This window comes from Microvirga sp. M2 (assembly GCF_047497095.1).
GTDB lineage: Bacteria > Pseudomonadota > Alphaproteobacteria > Rhizobiales > Beijerinckiaceae > Microvirga.
In genome coordinates, this window is sequence record NZ_CP134064.1 from 1,029,117 (window position 1) to 1,052,666 (window position 23,550).

20 protein-coding genes and 2 pseudogenes are annotated in these 23,550 nt (G+C 64.0%); 9 read left to right on the forward strand and 13 right to left on the reverse strand.

What is annotated here, in order from left to right; all coding sequences use genetic code 11:
• Positions 1-44: 44 nt before the first annotated feature.
• Both RE429_RS24400 and RE429_RS24405 read right to left on the reverse strand, forming a co-directional pair.
• Entirely contained in the window at positions 45-1,028 is a 984-nt protein-coding gene (locus tag RE429_RS24400; protein WP_414474353.1) for a HupE/UreJ family protein, read from the reverse strand.
• On the reverse strand, positions 1,025-1,891 hold the full coding sequence (locus tag RE429_RS24405) for a peptidyl-prolyl cis-trans isomerase (RefSeq protein ID WP_414474354.1): 867 nt from the start codon (positions 1,889-1,891) through the stop codon (positions 1,025-1,027). Before RE429_RS24405 ends, RE429_RS24400 begins: the two co-directional genes overlap by 4 nt.
• A gap of 334 nt (positions 1,892-2,225) precedes the next feature.
• On the opposite strand from RE429_RS24405, the gene RE429_RS24410 reads away from it, so the two are divergent.
• Positions 2,226-2,699, forward strand: a complete 474-nt coding sequence (locus RE429_RS24410) for a pyridoxamine 5'-phosphate oxidase family protein (protein WP_414474355.1) — start codon at positions 2,226-2,228, stop codon at positions 2,697-2,699.
• 285 nt (positions 2,700-2,984) lie between these two features.
• Complete coding sequence (locus RE429_RS24415; RefSeq protein ID WP_414474356.1) at positions 2,985-3,395, forward strand: hypothetical protein; 411 nt, start codon at positions 2,985-2,987, stop codon at positions 3,393-3,395.
• A gap of 279 nt (positions 3,396-3,674) precedes the next feature.
• On the opposite strand, the gene RE429_RS24420 is transcribed toward RE429_RS24415, so the two are convergent.
• Positions 3,675-4,307 (reverse strand): tyrosine-type recombinase/integrase, encoded by a 633-nt coding sequence (locus RE429_RS24420; protein WP_414474357.1) that lies wholly within the window; start codon positions 4,305-4,307, stop codon positions 3,675-3,677.
• 504 nt (positions 4,308-4,811) lie between these two features.
• Between RE429_RS24420 and RE429_RS24425 the strand changes: the two are divergent.
• Positions 4,812-6,119: pseudogene (locus RE429_RS24425) on the forward strand (alkaline phosphatase family protein).
• Positions 6,120-6,485: 366 nt separating this feature from the next.
• On the opposite strand, the gene RE429_RS24430 reads toward RE429_RS24425, so the two are convergent.
• Positions 6,486-7,466 carry an ABC transporter substrate-binding protein gene (locus RE429_RS24430; RefSeq protein WP_414474358.1) on the reverse strand — a complete coding sequence of 327 codons (981 nt, stop codon included), beginning with the start codon at positions 7,464-7,466 and terminating at the stop codon, positions 6,486-6,488.
• Positions 7,467-7,657: 191 nt separating this feature from the next.
• Here RE429_RS24430 and RE429_RS24435 point away from each other — a divergent pair, with 191 nt between their 5' ends.
• Positions 7,658-8,635, forward strand: a complete 978-nt coding sequence (locus tag RE429_RS24435; RefSeq protein WP_414474359.1) for an ABC transporter substrate-binding protein — start codon at positions 7,658-7,660, stop codon at positions 8,633-8,635.
• Positions 8,636-8,665: 30 nt separating this feature from the next.
• Here the strand turns inward: RE429_RS24435 and RE429_RS24440 are convergent, their stop codons facing one another.
• On the reverse strand, positions 8,666-10,411 hold the full coding sequence (locus RE429_RS24440; RefSeq protein ID WP_414474360.1) for an adenylate/guanylate cyclase domain-containing protein: 1,746 nt from the start codon (positions 10,409-10,411) through the stop codon (positions 8,666-8,668).
• A 112-nt stretch (positions 10,412-10,523) separates the two neighbouring features.
• Entirely contained in the window at positions 10,524-11,507 is a 984-nt protein-coding gene (locus RE429_RS24445; protein ID WP_414474361.1) for an ABC transporter substrate-binding protein, read from the reverse strand.
• 397 nt (positions 11,508-11,904) lie between these two features.
• Between RE429_RS24445 and RE429_RS24450 the strand changes: the two are divergent.
• Positions 11,905-12,208, forward strand: a pseudogene (locus RE429_RS24450) (SDR family oxidoreductase); the annotation flags it as partial.
• Positions 12,209-12,260: 52 nt separating this feature from the next.
• Here RE429_RS24450 and RE429_RS24455 read toward each other — a convergent pair.
• Complete coding sequence (locus RE429_RS24455) at positions 12,261-12,905, reverse strand: TetR/AcrR family transcriptional regulator (RefSeq protein WP_414474362.1); 645 nt, start codon at positions 12,903-12,905, stop codon at positions 12,261-12,263.
• A gap of 384 nt (positions 12,906-13,289) precedes the next feature.
• Between RE429_RS24455 and RE429_RS24460 the strand changes: the two genes are divergently transcribed.
• The 4 genes from RE429_RS24460 to RE429_RS24475 all read left to right on the forward strand — a co-directional run bounded on the left by RE429_RS24460 (position 13,290) and on the right by RE429_RS24475 (position 19,166).
• Positions 13,290-14,396: an efflux RND transporter periplasmic adaptor subunit gene (locus RE429_RS24460; protein ID WP_414474363.1), complete on the forward strand. Its 1,107-nt coding sequence runs from the start codon at positions 13,290-13,292 to the stop codon at positions 14,394-14,396.
• The gene (locus RE429_RS24465) at positions 14,393-15,472 is read left to right on the forward strand and encodes an efflux RND transporter periplasmic adaptor subunit (protein WP_414474364.1); all 1,080 of its coding nucleotides are present in this window, start codon (positions 14,393-14,395) and stop codon (positions 15,470-15,472) included. Before RE429_RS24460 ends, RE429_RS24465 begins: the two co-directional genes overlap by 4 nt.
• Positions 15,469-18,543 (forward strand): efflux RND transporter permease subunit, encoded by a 3,075-nt coding sequence (locus tag RE429_RS24470; protein ID WP_414474365.1) that lies wholly within the window; start codon positions 15,469-15,471, stop codon positions 18,541-18,543. The genes RE429_RS24465 and RE429_RS24470 overlap by 4 nt, the downstream gene beginning before the upstream one ends.
• A 128-nt stretch (positions 18,544-18,671) precedes the next feature.
• Positions 18,672-19,166, forward strand: coding sequence for a hypothetical protein (locus tag RE429_RS24475; RefSeq protein ID WP_414474366.1), 495 nt, complete (start codon positions 18,672-18,674; stop codon positions 19,164-19,166).
• Positions 19,167-19,626: 460 nt separating this feature from the next.
• On the opposite strand, the gene RE429_RS24480 is transcribed toward RE429_RS24475, so the two are convergent.
• The 6 genes from RE429_RS24480 to RE429_RS24505 form a co-directional block, all read right to left on the reverse strand.
• Complete coding sequence (locus RE429_RS24480; protein ID WP_414474367.1) at positions 19,627-20,697, reverse strand: sensor histidine kinase; 1,071 nt, start codon at positions 20,695-20,697, stop codon at positions 19,627-19,629.
• A gap of 303 nt (positions 20,698-21,000) precedes the next feature.
• Entirely contained in the window at positions 21,001-21,393 is a 393-nt protein-coding gene (locus RE429_RS24485; protein WP_414474368.1) for a hypothetical protein, read from the reverse strand.
• An 11-nt stretch (positions 21,394-21,404) separates the two neighbouring features.
• Positions 21,405-21,671 carry a hypothetical protein gene (locus tag RE429_RS24490; RefSeq protein WP_414474369.1) on the reverse strand — a complete coding sequence of 89 codons (267 nt, stop codon included), beginning with the start codon at positions 21,669-21,671 and terminating at the stop codon, positions 21,405-21,407.
• A gap of 76 nt (positions 21,672-21,747) precedes the next feature.
• Positions 21,748-22,236 (reverse strand): Hsp20 family protein, encoded by a 489-nt coding sequence (locus RE429_RS24495; RefSeq protein WP_414474370.1) that lies wholly within the window; start codon positions 22,234-22,236, stop codon positions 21,748-21,750.
• A gap of 569 nt (positions 22,237-22,805) precedes the next feature.
• A complete protein-coding gene (locus RE429_RS24500) occupies positions 22,806-23,012 on the reverse strand; it encodes a VOC family protein (protein ID WP_414474371.1) in 207 nt (68 codons plus the stop codon).
• Positions 23,013-23,043: 31 nt separating this feature from the next.
• Positions 23,044-23,460 carry a VOC family protein gene (locus RE429_RS24505; RefSeq protein ID WP_414475907.1) on the reverse strand — a complete coding sequence of 139 codons (417 nt, stop codon included), beginning with the start codon at positions 23,458-23,460 and terminating at the stop codon, positions 23,044-23,046.
• Positions 23,461-23,550: the final 90 nt, after the last annotated feature.

Below are 23,550 nucleotides of genomic sequence, written 5' to 3' on the forward strand. Positions count from 1 at the left end.
CGATGCGACCGGACCTCTCACATCGGCGCACAGCCCCCGCCCGATCAGAAGGTGGCCACACGCTGGATCAACCAGAACATCGCCACGCTGCCGATGGCATAGGGCGGCACCAGCTCGGCCCAGCGCGGCCATGTCATGTGGATCCGCCTCGCCCCGGCCACAACGGCCAGCACACCCGCGATGAACAGCAACTGGCCCGCCTCGACGCCAAGGTTGAAGAACAGGAGCGCCACGGGAATCTGCCCTTCCGGCAGGCCGACCGCGCTCAGCGCTCCTGCGAACCCGAACCCGTGCAGCAGGCCGAAGGTGAAGGCGACGATCCACGGCATGCGCGCCGCCAGCCCCACCTGTCCCCGGCGGGCGTGCAGGATCTCGGCTGCCACGAACACGATGCTGAGCGCGATCACCGCCTCCACGGGCTTGGGGGGCACATGGACGATCCCGAGCGTCGCCAGGCCCAGCGTGATGCTGTGGGCGATGGTGAAGGCCGTCACGGTCTTCACGAGACGCCACGTTCCCCGTGTGAGGAGAAGCAGGGCCAGCACGAACAGCAGGTGGTCGATGCCCGTGAGGATGTGCTCTACTCCGAGGACGAAGTAGGTGATCACCACGTTCCAGGGGGTCGGTCGGGCGGGGATGAGGGAGCCGGGCCGCTGCGGCGTGAGCCGCTCGACCCAGGTGCTGCCGTCGGCGAAGGCGATGCGAACGAGCACGTCCGTGAGCGTGGCCTCCAGCCCCTCGATGCGCAGGATCTGGCCGCGCAGGTGGTCAGCCCGCACGCGCCAGGTCTGCACGGCGGCATCGCCCGTCCCCCGGGCGGCGACCGGCGTCAGGGGCTCGACCGGGCCGGAGAAGGTGGGGTTCAGCGCCAAGCGCATCTCGCCTACCATTGGCGTTTTCCACAGCACGCTGAACTCTCCGGGCCGATCCTCGTTCAGGTCGAGATAAGCGGGTCGGACCTCATGCGCCTGGATGGCGGACGGCAGCAGGAACGTGGCCAGGGCGGCGAGGACCGGAAGCCATCTCATGGCCGGACCTCCACCTGTCCGGCGAGAGGCCCTAGGAACGGACGCACGGCGGCGTCGACGGAGACCCGGTACTTCTCGATCAGCCCCCGGAGAAGCTGCGCCTCGGCCGCTTCCTGGCGCTCGCGGTGCCATACCTCCGCCAGGCGCACGCGGACCTCGGCGAAGGGGCGCGCTTGCGATGGCGACACCGCCGTGACCTTGACCAGGTGCAGCCCGTAGCTGGACTCGACAGGGCCCGACCAGCGCCCGACCGGAAGGTCGACGACGGTCCGCGCGAACGAGGGACCGAACAGGTTGCCGAGCGTCTGCTCGTCCTGGTCCGCGAAGCTGTCGCCGAGCAGGAGACTGTCGCCCTGCTCCTCCAGGTCCATGGCGCCGTTGGACAAGGCGGCGAGGGTCGCGCGGGCGCGATCGTCACCATTCTCGCGGCGGAAGAAGACTTGTGAGAACGAGACCCGCGGCGGGGTGAGAACAAACTCCGGGTGCGCCTCGTAGAGGGCGCGCAATTCGGCCTCAGGCGGATCGGCAACGCGGATCGTGTCGTCGAGGAGAAAGGCCATCTTCTGCGCCAGCCGGCGGCGGATGACGGTATCGCCGACATCGAGGTTGAGCGCCTTCGCCTCGCGGGCGAGCACCTCCTCCTTGAGGTAGTCCGCGACAAGGCGCGAGAGTTCCTCATCCGTGGGCGGGCGCCGCCACTGGCGCGTCCACATCTCCCTCAGCCAGTCGGCATCGGCGGCGGTGATTCGGACGACTGGGACCAATGGGACAACCTGCTCGCTGGGACGAAGCGCGGCATGGGCGGCAAACAGCAGGCCTCCCAAGGTGAGAAAATGCAGCAGGGGTTCCCTCGGCAGCCTCATGGCCCCTCTCGGTCACCATGAGTATCAGCGCGGATTTCAGGCCGTTGCTTGACCGTTTCGGCCACTTGGCTGGCAATTCGGGATAACGGACAGATCGGCGGGCCATCGGGCGTCGCGTACTCCTGAGGAGCCGCTCACACGATGTCTATGTTCCCTCGGAACTCAGGACGCCACTGCCAGCAGCTCTGATTGACGCCTCACTGTCTGCCCTGCCCTGGGCTGGGTAGTCTCGCCCCCGCGACGTTGGCGGTGTTGATCTGCGTCAACGCGAGATGACCTGACGGCTGTCAGGTTGGTGGTATGTATTGGATAGCTCATCATGAAGGGGCGACAGATGGACGAGGACATCCGACGAAAGATCCTCACGCTGCTGAACCAGCACCGGATCATGACGGTGGTCACCCTCAGGCCGGACGGCTGGCCGCAGGCGACGACCGTCGGCTACGCGAACGAGGGCCTCAGCCTCTACTTCCTGTGCGGATTGGACAGCCAGAAGGCCGCGAACCTGGCGCGGGATGACCGGGTGTCGCTGACGATCGACCACGACACGTCGGACATCATGGCGATCACCGGCCTGTCGATGGCAGGGCATGCGCAGGCGGTGACCGACTTGGCTGAGGCGGGCAGGGTGATGCAGATGCTCGTGCGGAAGTATCCCGAGCAGGCCTCCCTGCCGGGGCCGATGCCGGGTCCGGAGGACGTCCGCATCTTCTGCGTGACGCCGACGGTTATTTCCGTACTCGATTACTCCGAGGGCTTCGGGCACACGGACTTCGTCACCTGCGGACCGGCACCGCAGCGCGCCTGACATGTTCTTGTATCCTTGTATTTGACTGGCGGGCGTTGAGGATCCGCCCGCGTGATGCGGGTGGCAGCGACGAGGCCAGAAGTGGGGCGAGTGTCCATGCTCTTCTCTAGAAGAGGTAACAGGATCCACCCTTAACTCACGAAAAGCGAAAGGTCCCTGCCCGTCGGCATCGCGGTTGCGGCAGGCCATGGGTATGCTGTCGCGGCGCGAAGGGAGATCCGCAAGGATGCAAACGTCTCACGAAGCCATCAGGCGTACGGTGCGCCGGTCGTTGGATCTCGGCGCATGAGGCGAGCGATCAAGGCCGGGGTCGCCTACTTCGGTGTAGTCTTCGGCTTGGGCTTCCTTCTCGGCGCGGTGCGCATCCTCGCCCTGGTGCCATGGTTTGGTCCGGTCGGAGCCGTCGCTGTCGAGATCCCCGTCATGTTAGGGGCCTCGTGGCTTGCTTGCGGATGGGCGGTTAGGCTGTTCGCCGTTCCTTCGGCGTGGCAGGATCGTCTGGCGATGGGAGCGATTGCCTTCGGTTGTCTCATGGTCGCCGAGCTCACCGTCTCGATGATCGCGTTCGGCAGGTCCATGGCCGAACACCTTGCGATCTATCGCGAGATCGATGCCCTGATCGGATTGGCCGCACAGCTTGTGTTCGCAGGGTTCCCGCTCATCCGGGCGATACCGCATGATCTGAACCATACGTGATCCCGCAGGTCGGGTGTACCAGCCTTGCTCAGAACCTCGATGGGGTCGTTCGGATTGACATTGCCGCGGCCCTGGCATGTGGGCGTCCTGTGCGGATGCTTTTAGGTGCCATAGCACTTCATTGCCCTTCACGAGGACCCGCGCTTTCAGCATGGGCGGAAGTCCGGTCATGGCATGTCTCTGTCGTTTGTCTCGTAGCTGTTTCAGCCTCAATTCCGGACGTTGCATCCGATCCTCGGTAAGCTCTGAGGCGGCTCGGTGGCGGGCCGCCCCAGGCGGTCAGATCTCAACCTGTTCCGCAATCAGAAGGGCATCGTCGACGTCGATTCCAAGATACCGAACAGTGCTCTCAATCTTGGTGTGACCCAGCAGGAGCTGAACGGCCCGGAGATTACCGGTTCTCCGATAGATCATCGACGCTTTGGTTCGCCGTAGGGAATGGGTGCCGTAGGCGAGGGGATCCAGTCCAATCGCACGAAGCCAGGACGCCAACAGGCGGGCATACTGGCGCGTCGTCATTGGTTTTCGCCGATTGACCCTACTCGGGAACAGCGGCTCACCCTTATGCAGGTTCTTCTTTTCAATCCAGTGCGCTACAGCTTCACGGGTTTGCTCCGTAATCTCGAATTGAACGGGACGGCCTGTCTTCCGCTGCATAACCGTTGCGCGAGACCCCACCCGGCCATGGAGGGCTACATCGTCGACCCGAAGCGCGACGAGATCACAGGCTCGCAGCTTGCTGTCGAGGGCCAAGTTGAACAAGGCCAAATCCCGGACGCGATGCGCTACTTGGAGCCTGACCCGAACGGACCAGATCTCTTTGGCTTTCAGAGGTGGTTTGGGGCCAATTAGCTTGCCCTGGTTCCACGGTGCTGTCGTTTGGCGACGATGGTCGGTAATCCTGTCGTGCATTGCAGTGCTCCTGAAGCGAAGCCCCGCAATGAACCTCGGCTGCTCTGCCGACAAAACCCAAACTGAGTCCTCCTCCTGGTGTTTTCGTCAGCTTCCCAAGGTAAGCCGGACGTCCCGTTCTATGCGTCAATCCCGTGCTTTTGACCCCGAGCTGACTTTCGAGCTCTGCAAACCGCCTCCAAGACCTCGGTCCGGGGCGTCCAAGGGCACGGAGTGATCAAGATTTGGAGCAGCACTCTTCTGATGCATCTCTCTGATGGTCCATAGCCCTGATGAGGAGGAGGGATAGTTCCAAACTCGAAGCCGGCTTAGCTTATTCTCATCTCTCCAAGGAGAAGGAGAGATCAGGGAGGAACGCTCATGAAACTTCGGTTATCTCTGGTGGGAACCGCGGCCTGCGCTTGGAGCGCCATGGCTGCTCCGGCGCTGGTTCAATCCCCGCAGGGGCTCGAAAAGCTTTCCCACATTCTGGTGCTCTATCTGGAGAACCGCAGCTTCGACAACATGTTCGGCGAGTTCCCGGGTGCGAATGGCATCGCCAACGCCGGAGACGGTGCTATCCAGCGCGATCGCGACGGTACGCCGTTCGCCATGCTGCCGGCGGTCGACAAACCCTTCAACATTCCCAAGAACCCGCCCGAGTTGCGAGAAATGGCAGTTCTCGCAAATCTGCCGAACAAGCCCTTCGCCATCGAAGGCATCCGGCCCGGGGTGACCACGGCCACGCACACCCGGGATCTCATCCATGCCTTCTACACTCACCGGACCCAGATCCACGGTGGCAAGAACGACTGGTTTGCCCAGTACTCGGACGCCAAGGGACTGACGATGGGCTACTACAGCGCGGCCGCGCTCAAGGACAGCAACCTCTGGAAGCTCGCCGAGCGCTACACCCTGCTCGACAACTTCTTCCAGGGAGCCTTGGGCGGCTCGTTCCTGAACCACATCTGGCTCGTCTGTGGCTGTGCTCCTGCCTGGCCCAATCCTCCCAGGGAGCTGCGCTCGGAAATTGACGAAGAAGGTGCTGTGGTTCGCGAGCGCAAGGTGACCACGGCGAGGGATGGTGACTATGCCGTCAACACCACACAGTCGATCTTTCTCAACAACGGCCGACAGGGCGGGGATCTCCTACCGCCTCAGTCGGCGCCGACGATCGGGGACAAGCTGACTGAGAAGGGAGTTGACTGGACCTGATACTCGGGCGGCTGGAGCCTCGCCATCAAGAGCCGGACCCCGGACGAGGACAAGCAACTCAACGATCTGTCCTTCCAATGGCACCACCAGCCGTTTGCCTACTTCATCCGATTTGATCCCACCAACGAGACTGGTCGCAGCGAACGGAACAGGCACCTGAAGGACGCCGCGCAGCTCGAAGCCGACATCAGGGCTGGCACCTTGCCGCCGGTCTCCTTCTACAAGCCAGTCGGTGTGCTGAACCAGCATCCCGGCTATGCCAGCCTTGTCCCGGCGGACGAAGAGGTCGGACGCATTGTCAGGCTCATGGAGGAGAGCCCGATGAAGGATTCCTATACGATCATCATCACCTACGATGAGAACGGCGGCTTCTACGATCACGTCGCGCCGCCGCAACCGGCAACGGCCGGAGGACGAGCCGACTTCTTCGGGCCCGGCTCACGTGTGCCGACGATTGTGGTATCGCCGTTTGCCCGCAAGGGAACGATCGACCACACCCAGTACGACACCACATCGATTCTGAAACTGATCGGCGAGCGCCATCACCTCGCGCCCTTGCCGAGTGCACGCTACGGTGCAGTGGACAGCTTGGCGAAAGTGTTTGACTTTGGCGGATGAGATCGTCTGCACGGCATCGTGCGGCTCGGTCGTGCATCAAGGATGCCCGAGATGGGAGAATTGGAGGTGGGCACAATGTGTCCGCCCCCAGGAAGACGTTCGCCACCCATGCGCGATTGTATTGCAGACTGACATCAGAAGCTAAGTCCTGCTTCTGCTTCACAGCTATTCATATCGGGCGGCTCTCTCGAATATTGGAGCGCCCGCTTCTGGCACGCCTGAGACGTAAGCGTTTGGTCCGCTTCGACCCTCAAGTGCCGACGTTCGTGAAGCGGCCGGAACGTGAAATTTTGACCCTGCGCAGATATTCCGATGTTCGATTGCACATGTCGCATTCTAAATCTGATCGCGCTCCCGCGTGAGATCCTACTCGATCACCTCGTCGGCACGGGCGAGAAGGGAGGATGGGACGTCAAGGCCAAGTGTCCGGGCCGTTTTCAGGTTGATGGTCAATTCGAACTTGGTCGGCTGCAACACTGGCAAGGCCGCCGGTTTCTCCCCCTTCAGGATGCGGCCCGCGTAAACCCCTGCCTCATAGTAGGCCTGGGAACGGCTTGCACCGTAGCTGATGAGCCCGCCGTCCAGTACCAGCTCGCGCCACTGATACATGGCCGGCATGGAGGATTGCGCCATAAGGGAGACAAGCAGCTTGCGCTGGTTAACGAAGAATGGGTCCGCCGTGACCAGGACCGCTTGCAGTTGATGCTCGCGGAGCACCTGAGGCAGGTCCTCCAACTCGCGCTTGTTACCCGCACGAAGGACTACGGGTTCCATTCCCAAACCGTGTGCCGCAGCCATCAGCCCCTTGAGCTGGACGTTGACATCGGGCCGGTTCGGATTGATCAGCGCACCGATCCGAGAGACGTTCGGCACAAGCTCGCGCAGAAACTCGAGGCGCTTGGGATCAAGCTCGGTTGTCAGCCCCGCTGTTCCCGTGATGTTGCCCCCTGGATGGTTAAGGCTTGCGACAAGGCCACTTCCCACAGGGTCTGTAACGCCAGAGAAGAGGATCGGCAGGGTCGTTGTCACGGACTTAGCCGCCAGGGCTGTGACGGGCCCGCCGGCTGCCGCAATCAGGGCAACCGGACGGTTCGCCACGTCCGCCAAGAGGGCCGGCAACCTGTCATAGTCGTCATGCGCCCAGCGGTACTCGATGGCCAAGTTCAAGCCCTCGATGTAACCCAGCGCCGCGAGGCCGCCGCGGAACGCAGCCACGGCATCTGCTGCGGGTTCGGGCGAGCCGCTATGAACGAAGCCGATAACAGCGGCGGGCGTGTTCTGCCCGTGCGCGAGAAGCGGCCACGCGGTCGCAGCGCCAAGCAGGGCGATGAACTCCCGCCGCCTCATCGATCATCCCATGGGGCCAAGTGGCTCAAAGAGCCAGCTTACACCAGCCTAGGTGATGTGGCGAGGCCGGGTCTATAAAGGGATATCGGGAACTCGTGGGTGATTTTCCTCGCGCGCGAAGGGCTGCCTCCCGCATATTCTCCAATGTATACTCCCTCTCAGGGGGCCTCTCGTGCGAGAAAGGTAACCTGATGAACCGTCGGGATTTCATCGCCGTCATGGGCGGCGCGGCCACTTGGCCGCTCACGGCCAACGCTCAGATGCGTACGCCCACTGTCGGCGTTCTGTGGCACGCCGGAAGCGCTCAGGAAGAAGAGGTCTATCTGAGTGTGATGCAGAAGGCGTTCCGCGACCTGGGGTACGTGGAGGGGCGGAACATCGAACTTCTGCATCGCTTCCCGGCCGAGACTCCCGCTCTCTTTGAGAGGTTCGCGAAGGAACTCGCTGGCCAGAAGCTTGATGCCATCATTGCCGTCACGGCGCGCTCCGCACGGGAGGTAAAGCGCGCAACGAACACGATCCCGACCGTCTTCGTGGTCGTGCCGGACCCTATCGGCACAGGCCTCGTCGATAATCTTGCACGGCCTCGGGGCAACCTCACGGGGCTGTCGCTGATCGTAATCGACCTGAGCGGGAAACGTCTGGAATTCCTGAAGGAGGCAATCGGTCCGCTGACTAGGGTCGGGCTGCTTGCTGACCTGATAGAACCCGCAGCTCAGAGCTTCCTGACGGCGTCCCAAAAGGCAGCGGCGGCTCTTGGCGTTTCAACCGTGGTTCAGGAAGCAGCAATCCCGGACGACATTGCCCAGGCCTTCGCGAGGTTCCGAGAGGATGGGGTCGACGCCGCGATCCTCGGTCCGGGGCCAATGCTGTTCAATGAGCGGGCACGGATTGGGCATCTGGCCCTCACGTCCAAGCTCCCGATCCTTGTCAATGTCGCCGAGATGCTCCCACATGGCGCCCTGATGTCCTACGGGCAGGACTTTCCCGAGTTCTTCCGTCGGGCTGTGTCCTATGTCGACAGGATCCTCAAGGGCGCTAGGGTCGAGGATCTCCCGGTCGAGCAGCCGACCCGGTTGAAACTGACCATCAACGTGAAGGCCGCCCGGGGCCTTAGCCTGACAATCCCTGAAACCCTGCTCGCACGTGCGGATGAGGTCATCGAATAGGGCTCGGCTGACCTCTGCCGAAGGCCAAGGCTACGCGGCCGAGGGGTGCTCTTCCACGGAGATGCCGAACACGGGCACCTCCCTCTCGTATCCTTTGAGGGCGCGCGACCCGAGCGGGATCAGGGCGCGTTTGCCCCTCACGGCCTCGGCAGTGTTCTCGTCGGTTAGAATTTCCCGGTTCGCCGCCGATGCACACAGGCGAGCGGCGAGGTTCACGACACTGCCGATAGCTGTGTAGTCGAGCCGGCTCTCGTATCCGATCCGTCCGACTGTGGCTGGACCCATAGCAAGCCCTACTCCGAACCCGATCCGGTGGCCGCGCTCCCGCCAGCCCATGATGAGGCCCTGCACGCTCCTCTGCATCTCCACGGCAAGGTCCGCAGCCCGGAGCGCCGGCTCCGCGACCGGAACCGGCGCATTGACAAGCACCATCAGGCCATCTCCCGAGAAGCTGGTGAGGGTTGCTGCGTACTTGGTGATGATCCGGCCGAGCGCCTCGTAGTACTCGGAAAGCACGCTCATGACCTCTTCAGGCTCCGCTCGTGCCGAGAAGGTGGTGAAACCTCTCAGGTCGCAGAACACCGCCACCACCTCGGCGCGGCGGCCCTCGAGCACGCCGTCATCACCCTTGCGGTCGACGAGTTCGGCCACTTGCGGTGCCAGGAAGCGCTTGAGCTTGGCGATACGTTCCTGACGTTCCTGTGAGACGGCGAGCTCGGCCGCCATGGTATTGAAGCTGTCAGCCAGCCGCTGAAGCTCGTCACCTGTTCTGATGTCGATGCGATGCTCGAACTGTCCGAGACCGATGCACTCGGTTCCCTCCTCAAGCAGACGGATCGGCTCGGTCATCCGGCGCGCCAGGGTATAGGCGAGCAGACCGGCGAGAACGGCTCCGGCGAGAAGAAGGCCGCCTGTCCGCCTGAGCGCCCCATAGATCGGCCCAAACGCCTCTGAGACAGGCTGCTCGACCACGACGGTCCAGTCGGAGCCAGCTACGGGAGCAGCAGTAGCCGCAACGGCTTGGCCGTGGGCATCCCGGCTCGTGGCGAAACCTGCGCCGGCACGCACGACGGTCTGTCGGATCGCCCGGAAGGGGCCCAGCGTCTCATCGTCGGCTCCTCGCAGTACGAGACTGATGTCGGGATGGGCGACAAGCCGGCCCGGCCCATCCAGCACGAAGGCCAAGCCTGTCTCGCCGACCTTGATCGCGGAGATTACGTCCCAGATCAGCTTCAGGTTGACCTCGGCGACGACAATGCCGACCGAGGGACGGTTGCCGGAGATCGCAACGGTCAGATAGGGCTCGGAACCCCTATAGTAGCTGACTTCACCATACCAAATCCGAGCGGAGTGGGCTCCGGTCACGGCCGGGTCACCCGAACGGTCGGTGCGGCTCTCAATCCGGTTGAGGCCGATCCGCGACACGTACAACCGCTCGCGTCCGGTCCCGTCGACCAGGGTCAGGCTGACGATGGCGGGCACCTGGCGCAGCAGGCGCAGGGCATCGACCCTTCGCCGCTCGTCCGGCTCCTCGGTCCAGGGAAGCTGGACCAGCCAGCCAAGGTGATTGGTAATGCCGTCGAGAAAGCCCTGGATCTTGGAGGCGGCCGACCTAGCCTCGACCCCGAGCAGTTGGTCCAGTCGCGCACGCTGGTCGCGGTAGCCAAACCAGGCTTCGCTGAGGCCGTTGGCGGCGAGCGGAATGACCACGGCCAGGAACAACACGAGAAAGTATTTCTGGAAGAGGCCACGAAGCCGGAGACGCCGCCTGATCATGGCACCGGGCCTCAGCCGATCCCGCGGGACGAGGGTCGCAGGTTCTCCGAGAGGCGATCCTTAAAAGACGTTCCCACGGTGAAGAGAGCTGCTGAGGCAAGCGGCGCCATTGTCATTCGATGACCTCGTCCGCACGGGCCAGCAGGGTCGTCGGAATGTCGAGCTGGATGTCTCTTGCAGTCTTTAGGTTGACAGCCAACTCGAAGGTCTCCGGCCGCTCGATCGGCAGATCCGAGGGCTTGGCACCCTGGAGGATCCGCGCCGTCAGGTAGGCGACGCGGCGGACGCTCTCGGCGAGGTTGGGTCCGTACGAGAGAAGTCCGCCGGCCTGTGCAAACTCGGTCCAGCCCGAAAGTGCAGGAATCCGGTGCCGGAGCGCGAATTCGACAACGTCCTTCCGGCTCTCCAGCATGACGCTGTCAGGAAGGAACACCAGGGCGTCCGGCGGGGCGGCGTCGAGCGAAACGAGGGTCTGGCGGACCTCCGCCACGCTCCGGGTCGGCAGCCACTCCAACTGCATGCCCAAGGCATGGGCGGTCCGCTCGGAGGTGCGAACCTCCAGTTCGTATCCGGGGTGCATCGGATCGCCCAGGAGCACCGCCCGTCTGACATTGGGGGCCGCCTCGCTTAGGAGTTCCAGACGCTTGGCATTCAGCTCGGCCGCCATGAAGGTGATGCCGGTGAGGTTGCGTCCCGGGCGCGCAAGGTCACTTGTCAGCCCCGCGATAACGGGGTCCCCGCTGAAGCCGTACACCACCGGAATAGCGGTGATGTCGCGGACCCCGTAAATGGCACCGCCCTGGGTGGCGATCACGGCGGGTCTCATCGCGACGATCTCGGCCACGACCTTGGCGAAACGCTCGCCCCGGTCGCCGTCGGCCGAGCGGGCGAGGAGCCGAACATTGCGCCCATCGGTGAAGCCCTGCACAGCAAGTCCGGAGCGGAAGGCTTGCAGATACCGGTCAACCTGGTTGAGGGAGTAGATGGACAGCCATGCGACCAGGGGAGGCTCCTGTCCGGCCACGGGCGCTATGGCGGCTGTCGCAACAAAGGCGAGGACCGCGCGGCGGGTCACGGCAGGGGGCGGAGCGATCATGGGGGCCCTCATCGGGTTGCTGCCGCATCCTGCCAATTATGAGGGCGCGCATTGCTCCCGGCCAGTGATTTATCCTTGTCGCGGAGCACCCTTCCGGAGAGGGCCTCTGACGGACCTCGGTTGTAGCGCTTGAATGGCTGCTGCCAGTCAGGATTCGAAGGTCAAGCGTCGCCTCTTGGCACTCCTGAGACGTAAGCGTTTGGTCCGCTTCGACACTCAAGTGCCGACGTTCGTGAAGCGGCCGGAACGTGAAATTTTGACCCTGCGCAGACCTTGCTAGCCGGGTATGGTCGAGATGATCGCCGCTATACTTCCCGACAAAGTGGGGCTTCGTCCATCGTAAGGGGCACATGGTCCCCCTATCGCCAAAGCGAAGCGTCGCGTGGCGAATTGGCATCACGGCATCACAGGCCTAACCAAGACGGTGGCGCTGGAGTTGGCAACAACGATTTCACGGTCAACTACATCAGCCCCGACTATGTCTGGACGCCTCTGGTGAAAAGGCAGGTCTCCGACACTATGAGGCCCACGGCATGACCAAGGAGCAGGTGATCAGCGAAATCATGGTGGAGGCGTAGCTGACGAAGCAGTTCGTGACCGTCGGGCAGGTCGCGTCGCTCGCTGTCTTCCTGTGCTCCGAAGCGGTGAGCCAGATGAGCGGCGCCAACCTCTCGATGGACGGCGGCTGGACGGCAGAGTGACTGGCCGAGCCCAAATACCGGCTGGGGTACATCCCCTCGTCAAGGGGCGTGATCAAGTCGTTCCCTGGCTTGTCTGACCAACCCTGTCGGACACAGCTTCCCTCATAGGCTGGGACGCGCCGAGGGCTCGGAGCACGGCATGGAGAGCTTGGCCCACCAAGTCCGCTGCCGCCCGTCGCTCCAGACTGCCACGCACGACCTGAAGCCAAATACCCATGACAATGTCGGCAGCCAGCTCCACGTCCCGCACACTCAGCCGGCCCTGGTCAATCGCCTCAGTGAGATCGGCCTTGAGATGGGTGCGAATGCCGCGAGCGAATTCCGTGGAAGCCTGCGCGCTCTGGACCACGAGCCGAGCCCAGACAGGGTCCGAGATCGCCTGCTCCAGGAATTGCGTGAAGGCAAAGGACAGGCGCGCGATGGGATCGGGCAGCTCAAGCCTGGCGGCGGTCAACAGATCGTCAAAGCTCTCCCCGAGCTTCGCGCCTACCGCGGCGGCCAGCTCCTCAATGCTCTGGAAGTGATAGTAGAACGTCCCCTTCGCGACGCCCGCCGCCGCGACGATGGCATCTACCGTGAGCGCCTCGGGCGGCCGCTCCGCGAGAAGAATCGAGGCCGCCTCCAGGATCTGCGCCCGGGTCCTGGCCCGCTTCTCCCGACCGATCTCTGCCCTGCGGGCCGCGTCAATCTTCGCCATACGGAAGCCTCACTCCACGATTTCTCAAGTTTCGTATTGACCATATAGTCGAAATGACCTAAATGTTCAATATGAGATAGGGCGCCACGATACGCCCGCTCCCAGCCTCAGCGACCGCCGACGATTCGGCCGTTCGGATGGAAGGCTCTAATGCAACCGGCATTCGATCAGTTCCTGTGTGCTTGCGTCTCCTTCGGAAGCCGGTCCGAAGAAGGTCCCGATGTGATCGAGGTTGGCGTCGTAACGCCTAACAGCCTCGCTTCTGTGGCCCAATCTGCCGGCAGCAACCGGTCGCGTCACGGGAGCCATGTGGGATTTGAGGGGGGCCTGCCACCTCATCGCCCGCGATTCCGCAACCAGCCGTGCAAACAGCCGAGTGGATCGATGATTTCCTGCTTCCGTGCCGACACCTGCCGCTATGCCTCGGCAGCTTCAGTGGCGGTGATCACCCTGGGTCTCGCCTCGTGCCAACAACAGACGGGCCAGCCAGCGAGCCTTCCGACCATGGTGCGGGTCGAAACTGTCACCCTGGTTGACTATGCGCCGACCGTTCGACTGACGGGCGAGGTCCGCGCTCAGGTCGAGAGCGATCTGTCCCTTCGGGTGGCTGGTCGCATCAGCGAGCGCCTGGTCAATGTCGGCGATCACGTGACCGCCGGCCAGGTGCTGGCCCGACTCGACCCGCAGCAGCAACAGGCAACGCTGACCGCCGCCGAGGCCGCCATTCAGGCTGCCGAAGCCACGCTCCGCCAGGCGACCTCGACATACGAGCGCCAGGAGGCGCTGCTCGCCCGGGGCTACACGACCAAGCGAGAGCATGACCAGGCCCAAGAAGCCTATCGTACGGCCCAGGCCGCGCTCGACAATGCGAAGGCCCAGCTCGGCACCGCCCGCGACCACCTTTCCGACACGGTCCTGCGGGCGGGCGCCGCCGGCGTCATTACGGCCCGCAAGGCTGAGACGGGGCAGGTCGTGCAATCGGCCCAGACCGTTTTCTCGATCGCCCAGGACGGGCCGCGCGACGCGGTGTTCCAGGTCTACGAGTCGATCTTCACCCACGAACCTGCCGAGCCCGCCGTCGCGCTGACGCTGGTGTCGGATCCGACCGTCAGCGCGACGGGCAGCGTGCGCCAGATCTCCCCGACCGTGGACCCGTCCAGCGGCACCGTGAGGGTCAAGGTCGGCATCGAGAATCCACCGCCAGCCATGACGCTCGGCGCCGCCGTCGCCGGGGAGGGGCATTTCCAGCCCCGAAGGCTCGTGACGGTGCCGTCCAGCGCCCTTTCCAGCGAGAACGGGCACCCGGCCGTGTGGACCGTCGACCCTCGGACCAGGGCCGTGTCGCTGAAATCAATCGCCATCGAAGGCTACGAGACCGGAAGGGTCATCGTGCGGCAAGGCCTCGAGCCCGGCGACGTCGTCGTGACCGGTGGGGCGCAGTTCCTGCGGCCCCGGCAGGTGGTTGCGTTCGCCGAAGGAGCCGCCCTATGAGATCGATCCTGATCCCCTCCATTGCCGTGAGCGCGGTCGGCCTCCTCGCTGCCTGCCAGGACCAGAAGCACGCCGAGGCGCCGACGCCCCGACCCGTCCTATCCGTCGTTGTCACCCCGCAGACTGGGCGGACCGCGAGCTTCGCTGGAACCGTCGAGCCCCGCTATAAATCCGACCACGGCTTCCGGGTGCTCGGCCGCATCGTCAGCCGTGACGTCAATGTCGGCGACGTCGTCAGGAAGGACCAGCGGCTGGCGACGCTCGATCCCGTCGCCTTCCAGCTTGCGGTGCGCTCGGCGCAGTCTGACCTCGCCAGCGCGACCGCCCGCCTCGAGAATGCCGCCGCCACCGAGACCCGCCAGCGTACACTGCTCGAGCAGAAGATCGCCAACCAGGCCCAGTTCGACGCCGCCCGGCAGGCCCGCGAAACCGCGGAGGCGGGTGTCACCCGCGCTAGGGCAGACCTCGACAAGGCCGTGGAGCAACTCGGCTACACCGAACTCCGGGCCGACTTCGACGGCGTGATCACGGCCACCGAGGCGGAACTCGGCGAGGTGATCCAACCGGGACAGACGGTCGTCACCGTGGCGCGTCCGGACGTGCGCGACGCGGTGGTCGACCTGCCCGAGAGCATCGGGCAGGGGCTCCCACCCGGAGCCCGCTTCGAGATCGCCCTGCAATTGGATCCCTCGGTGCGGGCGGCCGGAACCGTGCGGGAGATCGCCCCGCAGGCGGATCCCGCCACCCGCACGCGGCGGATGCGGATCACCCTCGACAGTCCGCCGGAGAGTTTCCGGCTCGGAACGACGGTCACGGCCACCGCCACGACGCAGGCTTCGCCGGGTATCGACCTGCCGTCCTCGGCCCTGCTGGAGCGGGACGGTAGGACGATGGTCTGGGCCGTCGACCCGGCCACCCGAACGGTATCGACCCGAGAGGTGACGGTCGCCGCACGGGGCGGATCCACCATTCGCATCCTGGACGGGCTCACGCCCGGCATGCGCGTGGTCACCGCCGGTGCGAACAACCTGACCCCCAACCAGCCAGTCACGATCGCCGACGAGGCCTTGCCATGAACCGCCGTTTCAACCTGTCCGACTGGGCGCTCGAGCACCGCTCCCTCGTCTGGTACTTCATGATCGTGTCGGCCATCGCCGGCATCCTCGCGTACGTGACCCTCGGGCGCGAGGAGGATCCGTCATTCACCATCAAGACGATGGTGATCGCCGCCCAGTGGCCCGGCGCCACGGTCGAGGACACTGCCCGCCAGGTCACCGACCGGATCGAGAAGAAGCTCGAGGAGCTCGACGCGCTCGACTACACCCGCAGCCAGACCACGCCGGGCCAGACCGTGATCTACGTGAACCTGAAGGACACCGTCAAAAGCCGTGACGTGCCGGACATCTGGGTGCGGGTCCGCAACATGGTCAGCGACATCAGGCGGGACCTTCCCCAGGGCGTCGTCGGACCCTTCTTCAACGACGACTTCGGCGACGTGTACGGCAACATCTACGCGTTCACCGCTGATGGCCTGACGCAGCGGCAATTGCGCGACTACGTCGAGGACGTGCGGGCCAAGGTGCTGACAGTCCCCAACGTCGGCAAGGTCAACCTGATCGGGGCCCAGGACGAAGTGATCTTCCTGGAGTTCTCGACGCGCGAGATCGCCGCCCTCGGCATCAGCCAGCAGGACGTCGTCCGCACGCTCCAGGCCCAGAACGCGATCACGCCCTCCGGCGTCATCCAGGCCGGCCCCGAGCGCATCAACGTCCGGGTGACGGGACAGTTCACCTCGGAGGAGAGCCTGCGCAACCTCAACCTGCGCATCAACGACCGCTTCTTCCGCCTCAGCGACATCGCCACCATCAGCCGCGGCACCGTCGACCCGCCGCAGGCGCTGTTCCGGTTCAACGGCCAGCCCGCGATCGGACTCGCGATCGGCATGAAGACCGGTGCGAACCTGCTGCAATTCGGCAAGGCGCTGGAGGAGCAGATGGACAGGATCGTCGGTGAGCTGCCCATCGGCGTCGGCGTGCACCTCGTGGCCGATCAGCCCGTCGTGGTCGAGGAGGCGGTCGGCGGCTTCACCAAGGCCCTGTTCGAGGCCGTGGCGATCGTGCTGGTGGTCAGCTTCGTGAGCCTGGGGCTGCGGGCCGGGCTCGTGGTTGCGCTGTCGATCCCGCTCGTGCTCGCCATGACCTTCATGGTCATGCAGTATCTCGGCATCTCGTTGCAGCGCATCTCGCTCGGCGCCCTCATCATCGCGCTCGGCCTTCTGGTCGACGATGCCATGATCGCGGTCGAAATGATGGTGGCGCGGCTGGAGGCCGGCGACACCTTGCGCAAGGCCGCCACCGCCGTCTACACCTCCACCGCGTTCCCGATGCTCACCGGAACGCTCGTCACCGTTGCGAGCTTCATCCCGGTCGGTCTCAACAGCAGCAATGCGGGCGAGTACACCTTCACACTGTTCGTGGTGATCGCGGTCTCGCTGTTGTTGTCGTGGATCGTCGCGGTGCTGTTTGCGCCCCTGCTCGGTGTGACGCTGCTTCCGAAAACGATGATGAAGCATCACGGCGAGCCAAGCCGCCTTGGAATGATGTTCTCGCACGTTCTCGACGGCGCCATGCGCTGGCGCTGGATGACCATCGCGGTGGCGGTCGTGCTGTTCGGCGCTTCGCTCTACGGCCTGCGGCTCGTGGAACAGCAATTCTTTCCGTCCTCGGACCGCACCGAGCTCCTCGTCGACTTCACCCTGCCGCAGAACGCCTCGATCGCCGAGACGAAGGCGCAGATGGACCGCTTCGAAGCCAAGCTCGCGGGCGACCCCGACATCGATCACTGGTCATCCTATGTCGGCCAGGGCGCTGTGCGGTTCATCCTCTCCTTTGACCCACAGCCGACGAACGCCAATTACGGCCAGATCGTCATCGTAACCAAAAGCATCGAGGCCCGGGAGCGTGTCCGGACCAAAATCAAGGCCTTGGCCCGACAGGATTTTGCCGGTCTGGATGTGTACGTGGACCTGTTGGCGTTGGGGCCGCCGGCCGGACGCCCCGTGCAGTACCGGATCAGTGGACCCGATGTCCAGAAGGTGAGGGGCTTGGCCCAGCAGCTCGCGGCGGTCGTCGGCGAGCATCCCCTGGTTACCGACGTCGGCTTCAACTGGAACGAGCCCGCCCGCGTGGTGAAGGTGGACGTGCTCCAGGACAAGGCCCGCCAGCTCGGCGTCACCTCGCAGGACATCGCCGGCGCGCTCAACGGCATCGTGGGTGGCACCAGCATCACTCAGGTGCGTGATTCGATCTATCTGGTCGACGTGGTGGATCGGGCGCGCTCCGCGGAGCGGCAGTCGATCGAGACGCTCCAGAACCTGCAACTGCCAGGCCGGAACGGCCAGTCCGTGCCGCTGGCGGCCGTCGCGACCTTCCATTACGAGCTCGAACAACCCGTTATCTGGCGCCGCAACCGGCTGCCGACGATCACGGTCCGGGGCAGCATCGCCGATGCGACCCAGCCGGCCACGGTTGTCCGGCAGCTCGAGCCCAAGGTGCAGGAATTCGTCCGCACGCTCCCGGCCGGCTACTGGCTGGCGGTGGGCGGTCCCGTGGAGGAGAGCGCCAAATCCCAGGGGCCCATCGCAGCGGTGGTACCGCTCATGCTGTTCATCATGGCGACGATCCTGATGGTTCAGCTCCAGAGCTTCTCGCGACTGTTCCTGGTGGTGGCGGTCGCGCCGCTTGGGCTGATCGGCGTGGTGGCGGCGATGCTGCCCAGCGGAGCTCCTCTGGGCTTCGTGGCGATCCTGGGCGTGCTGGCGCTGGTCGGGATCCTCATCCGCAACTCGGTGATCCTGATCGTGCAGATCGAGGACCTGCGGCGTGAGGGCTGGGCTCCATGGGAGGCGGTGATCGAGGCGACCATGCACCGGACACGGCCGATCCTGCTGACGGCAGCGGCGGCGAGCCTGGCGCTGATCCCGATCTCGCGTGAGGTGTTCTGGGGCCCGATGGCCTACGCGATGATGGGTGGGATCATCGTGGGCACGCTGCTGACCCTCCTGTTCCTGCCGGCGCTGTACGTGGCCTGGTTCCGCATCAAGGCGCCCTTCCTGTCCCGGAAAGAACCGCTGGCGGAGGCGGCATAGGGCACGATGAGCCAACGGGCTGACATCACGGACCGCGGCCCTTCGTTCCCGGTCCGGTTGCCCAGCCAGCCGACGCCCGACATCCAGGCTGAAGGAACTACGAAAGCCCACACCCGAGGACAACGAACATGGACATCAACCCACAGTGGATCACCCTGGTCTTTGCCAGCAATGCGATGATCGCCTCGATTGCTGGCGCGTTCGTCAACACGAGGAACGCGAAAATCGAGTTCAAGGCGAACGTGCTGTCGGTCAATCGCCAGAGGTGGATCGAGACGATGTGCGACCTTGTGGCGAACCTCAATTCGCAGCTTCTCACCACGGCAGCCGTGCGCCACACCGTGGAGGAGCCGATCGGCACCGTCATCGCCCGGGATCCCGAGCTGTTCAGACGGGTGGAGAGCCTGCTGCGGACCGTGTCCAAGACCGAGCTCATGTTGAACCCGCTGGAGAAGGATCATCAGCAGCTCAAGGCGCTGATGAGCGAGGCGGTCGACCAGCTTCGGTCATCCTCGCCCGGCGGGGACATCGAGGAGTGCATCGATGTCATCAGTCGCGACATCATCCAGCTCTCACAAGCGATCCTCAAACGGGAGTGGGTTCGGGTGAAGCGGGGCGAGTAGATAACTGGAGCGCAGGAGGACACCCGACGCTTGCGGCCCATTGAGATCGGTCCCAGTGCCGGTATGGGCACAGCATTGAACGCTATGGCATAGTCGAAGGTCCGAAGCTGGCACGGGGCGGAAGTAGATCGAGGAACCGCTTTCCTGCGGCAAGCGGACCTTCAGACAGTCATGTCCAGTGGCTCAGTTTGACCCGAAGGAGACCTTCCCAGACCACGGTTCTGTCCTGCGATTGAAGGCATGTGGACCCTTTTGCGTGCAATGATCATCAGCGACGCACCGGCTGGCCAGTCCTCCAGGATGAGACTGGCCGTTGCAATACGAGCGCCACCTTGGGGCGCAGACTGTCGCCGAAGTCCAGCCCGTTGTGGACGGAATGCCCCGTTGTTCGGGTGCCGTGGAGCCGCTGATTGCGCTATGCCACGGCTGCTTTTCCCGTCCCGTTGGTCGACTGTGGCCGCTACGTGTCGACTCGGTCGGAGCCGATCATAAGTGGTGCAGCAAATTCGATGACACAAGTCACGCCGGAACTCTCCATGTGCCGACGCAATGAACCGCCGAGCTGACCCTCCACCAACCGCCTCAGCAATCGGGAGCCGAAGCTCTCGAGCGCGGCGCCTCTCACCATCGGTCCATCGGCTTCGCTCCACTCCAGCACCAGATGCTGAGCATCCCGTCTCCAGCTCACCTCTAACCGGCCCGTCGGGACAGAGAGCGCGCCGTATTTGAGCGCGTTCGTCGCGAGTTCGTTGAGAGCAAGGCCGAGAGCCAGCGCCTGCGGGCCCGCTAGTGTGACCACCGGGCCCACTACGGTGAACCGTCCGGGGGCGTCCACCTTATAGGGTTCGAGTTCGGCCTCTACGAGCTCGCCCAACGTGATCTGGTCCTGGTGCGCCAGTTTCCGATCCAGCAGATCATGTGCGCGAGCCAGAGCGGCGATCCGCGCAGAGAGCGCTCGCGCATGTTCCGGCGGCAAGGTCAACCTCGCGAGTGCCTCGGTGGCGGTATAGGCGTTCTTCACCCGGTGCCGAAGCTCGTCACGCGCGAACTCCGCCTCCTCCAGGGCTCGCGACAGTGCCTTCACCAGGCGCACATTCTCCATCGCGGTCGCGGTCGCCCGGGTGAGGGTTTCCAGGGTCTCGACCTCGTCAGGTGTTGGCTCATAGACCTGGCCCCAGTAAGCGCCGATCGCGCCGATCGGGTCCTCAGACCGCACAGGCGCCATCACGAGGCTGCGCACGAAGGTTTCACGGTAGAGGTCCTGCGGGATCCGCTCGTCACGGCGAATGTCGGCGATCACAACCGTCTGGCGATGGAGCATGGCCCAGCCGCTGATACACGAGGCAAGCGGAAAGTTGCGGCCTTTCCAGAGCGGGCCGACCGCGTCTTCCTCCACATAGTGGCAGGCGTCGCCCTCTCGCAGGATAACCGCAACGCCATCCGATCCAATCAATCGGCGCGCCGTCGATCGGACCACCTCGACCACATCTTCGATCTCGCCCGCGCTCGCCAGGCGCTCGATAGCATTCACTAGGTCTCCCGCGGGCGTGCGGCGGGAGCTGGTGCGCTTGGAAGGTGGTGTAGGCTCCGGCATGGGTGCTCTGGTGTATACACATCGATTCCTGCCCCGGTCGCAAGGGTGAACCTGGGCAGTCCGAGAACTCAGAAATAGAGAAGTTTGTTCCGAGCGCCAATCAGCGGCGGCCCCGATCGGGCGCTTCTGAATGTAACGTCCGAGTTCCAAACATAGCGCGAGTGACCGAGCCGGCGATCCTCGGAGGAGCGTACGTCGAGCACGGTGCTTGCTTGGGCGCTCTAACACGCAGCCTTGAGCTCAGGCTGCCAGGCAAAGCTCGTGCTGCTCGACCTGCGGGATTGGCATCGCTGGCGCGGCCGGATCCGGGCTCCATTCGATGTTCAGCAGGCGCAAGGCCGCTTTCACCTCCGGCAGACGCGGCGGCTCGCCTTCGGGCATGCCATCGGCGAGAGCCAGGTCGAGGAGGTACTCGTCCCAGGCCCAGCGCCACAGGATCTCACGCTTGCCATCGAGGGTGAGACGGGGATGACGTACCACATCGGCGGGTGACGCGAACACGGACGCGGGGGTCACCAGGGCGCGATCCAGGTCGGGCGGGGCACGGACTTCGCGTCGACGAGCGTTGGCGCGGAGCCAAGGCAACCGGGTGATGGCGCCTGGGGCGGGAGGGACAGAGAATTCGGTTCTCATCCCACGCTCCGTCAACTGTGGCTCTGGTCCAGCGCCCTGAGGGCATCGAGGATGTCGTCGATCACGACAGCGGCGCCGGAACCAGGGATCTGCCGCCATCCAGGTCGGCCCTCGACCGAACAGGCGTCCGACGCCCATTCGGCAAGCAAGGCCCGCTTCTGGCCTCTCGACAGGAGTGCATGCCCGAGCACCTGGTGCGGATGCGTGAACCCGCGGCTGGGTCTGTGACGGGGAACCGTGAGTTCGCTCGCGATGTCGTCTCTGAAGGTTTGTTGCATCGATTCCTCCTGAGTTCTGCCAACAGTCCAGCCTCGGGCAGGAGGCGCCCGAGGTTACTTCTTGCTGCCAGCTCGCTTACGCGGCCCTGGTCTCCTGTGGTCCGTGCTCGATCTGCTTCGCGTTATCCTGCGCCATCACAGGCTGATTGTTCGTGGCGATCTCGATCCGGCGTGGCTTCAAGGCCTCCGGCACCTCGCGCACCAGGTCGACCGTGAGCAGCCCGTTCTCCAGGCTCGCGCCCGTCACCTTGACGTGGTCAGCGAGGTTGAACGTCTGCTTGAAGGCGCGGGTGGCGATGCCGCGATGCAGATATTGCCTGTCCTCCTCGGAACCCTTGTGTCCCGTCACCCGGAGGGCGGAGCCGTGCTGGGTGAGTTCGATCTCATCCGGGGAGAAACCGGCCACCGCCATGGTAATCCGGTACTGGTCGTCGCCCACTTTCTCGATATTGTAAGGCGGCCAGTTGGTCATGGGCTCGACCCGGGTGGTCTGATCGAGCATGTCAAACAGGCGGTCGAATCCGACCGTCGAGCGGTACAGGGGGGAGAAGTCGAAAGTTCTCATAGCCACATCCTCTTAGAGCAACATGGATCCGAGAGCGCCGGACACCGCCGGCGCCCGTGTGCCAAGCTCGTCTGAGCCTTGGCGCTCATCAAGTTAGGAACGGGATTTTGCGTCGTCAAGCCCGTCCACCCTACCGACACAACGCCAAGCCTCCTGAGTTTTTTAGGGTCACTCGAACGGATCACACGGCTCATCGAGATCCCACGGAGGCGGTATGGTGAGGCGGATGCACTCGTGGTTCCAGCGCTGCAATCTAGGAGCCCTGGCTCGACGGGGACTGGAGTAAAGTCCAGGAGTCCGGATCAGTGGGGTTAAGGCGCGCCGATAAGCCTTTCTGTCTACAATTTCTGTCGCAACGGCAAATGCCAGAAAGGCCTACATGCAATCCTCCTGAACGACCGCGAATGGCACCGGGCCGACCTTAGCCATATTTCCGAATTCCCGGCGTGAGCGGACCTTCACTTCGCTTGCCGTACCTCCCGTTATCCCAAGCTGCCCTGCATGATTGAGCATGCAGAGAAGCATCATGACAGTTCAAACCTCGCAAATGCATAGCGGTGGAGGGACTGTTAGTCGGCGCTCGGGGCATTGATCTCAATGATGTTGCGGTCAGGATCAAGAATGTAGATCTGCGGGTATCCAACACGCACCGAGGTCCTGATGCCCATGGGATCGCCAGGGCTCGCGTCCTCGTGGTACCCTTTGGCCCTGAGCGCTTCCAGAGCCTCCCCGTAGTCGTTCACCCGAACGGCGAAGGGGATGTCATTGGTATCCATCCCTTTCGTGCCTCGGAACGTTGCCTGCCGATCACCAACAACCAAATGCAGTTCTTGGCGATCGCCGACCCGGAACCAGGCTCCGGCAATCGGCAGGGCAGGGCGGGGCGGGGCGGGGGATTTCCACGAGACCGAAGACTTCCTGATAAAATTGACGGGAGCGCTCCAAGTCCGTGCACGGGAGCGCCACATGGTTGAGGCTGTCGATTTCCATGATCATCTCCTGAGTGGACGCCCTCCGTTCGAAGTGCGCGAGGGCTGGGCGTCTACTTGCCACCATGACGAAGCTTGGACCGCCCCAGCAACTCGCCATTGCGAGATAGCTGTCGAGCCCGGGCTGAGGTCTGCTCGTCCGGAGTAAGCCGACGTCAGTGGCATACATAAGATCGGCAGTGCTGACCCTGCTGCTGACCTTCCGTCGTTGGTCGTCTGCACTGCTTTGGACCATTACTGAGAGCTGGGCCAATCCGCGCTTCGCATTTGGCAGATCCGTCGTCAAATGCAGGTGTCGTGCAACGATCAAGCTTGTTGGGCGTTT